This is a genomic window from Micromonospora sp. ATLC20 (assembly GCF_057196585.1).
The window spans coordinates 1-1,312 of the sequence record NZ_JBXUOV010000378.1 but is presented as its reverse complement, the minus strand read 5'-3'; the positions used below and the strand labels follow the sequence as shown (position 1 = coordinate 1,312).

Here is a 1,312-nt window from a genome sequence, read left to right as displayed (position 1 = left end):
TCTGACAGTGATGATGTGGGAGCGGGTCACCCGGCCGGTCTGACTCACCCTCTGACTGACCGTGGTGTCTTCTAGGGGATTCGTCGGCTTGTCCGGGTGACCCGTTCCTGCACTCACCTGCTGGGCGTTCGTGACCTGATAGGAGCCTGTGCAAGAGGTCCCGTCACTGTCCTGTCCGCCCGTCCCGGCGGTGCGTGCCGACCCTGTTCGGTGCAAGCGAGAGGGACGACGGTTCCAGCATGGCAGCCAAGAAGCGTCAGGTCACAGGTGGTGTCGACACCCACGGCAAGACTCATCACGCCGCCGTCATCGACGGTGCTGGCCGGGTACTGGGTGACCAGGAGTTTCCCGCGTCGGCGGCGGGCTACCGGCACCTACTGGCCTGGCTACGCCGATTCGGGCAGGTGATCAAGGTTGGGGTGGAGGGCACCGGCACCTACGGTGCGGGACTGGCCCGCCACCTCACCGCTCAGGGCGTCGCGGTGGTCGAGGTCGACCGTCCGGACCGGCGAGCCCGCCGGGCCAAGGGCAAGTCCGACCCTCTCGACGCGCTTGCCGCAGCCCGGGCGGCCCTGTCCGGACAGGCCAGCGGCACGCCGAAGACCCGCACCGGCCCGGTCGAGGCCATCCGCGCCCTGCGGGTGGCCCGCCGCGGCGCGATGAAAGCCCGCACCGCCGCGCTCAACCAGCTCCACGGCCTGGTCGCCTCTGCTCCGGAGTCCCTGCGCCACGACCTCAGCCAGCCGGGACCGCCGCTGGTCGACCGGTGCGCCGCGCTCCCCGTCGACCAGACCCGACTCACTGATCCCGTCGAGGCCACCAAAGCCGCCCTGGCGGCCATCGCCGCCCGGATCCAGGCCCTGACCGCCGAGATCACCCAAGCCGACCAGCGGCTACGACCCGCCGTCGCCCGCACCGCCCCACACCTGCACGCCGTCTACGGCATCGGCACCGACGTCGCCGGACAACTACTCACCACCGCCGGCGACAACCCCGACCGACTCCGCTCCGAAGCCGCTCTGGCCCACCTCTGCGGCGCCGCGCCCATCCCCGCCAGCTCAGGACGCACCGATCGCCACCGCCTCAACCGAGGCGGCGACAGAGCCGCCAACTCAGCCCTGCACACCATCGCCCTGGTCCGCATGCGCCACGACCCCCGCACCCGCGCCTACGTCGACAAACGCACCAAACAAGGCCTCAACAAGAAAGAAATCATGCGCTGCCTCAAGCGCTACATCGTCCGCGAGGTCCACACCGCCCTCCTCGCTGACTTCACCACCCTCAACACCCCTTGACTTCTATAGGAGCATCC

The 1,312-nt window shown here is 69.7% G+C and carries 1 protein-coding gene; it reads left to right on the top strand.

The genetic code is table 11. The features are described from left to right. Positions 1 to 239: 239 nt before the first annotated feature. Positions 240 to 1,295, top strand: coding sequence for an IS110 family RNA-guided transposase (locus AC2CHG_RS31415; protein ID WP_262016378.1), 1,056 nt, complete (start codon positions 240 to 242; stop codon positions 1,293 to 1,295). Positions 1,296 to 1,312: the final 17 nt, after the last annotated feature.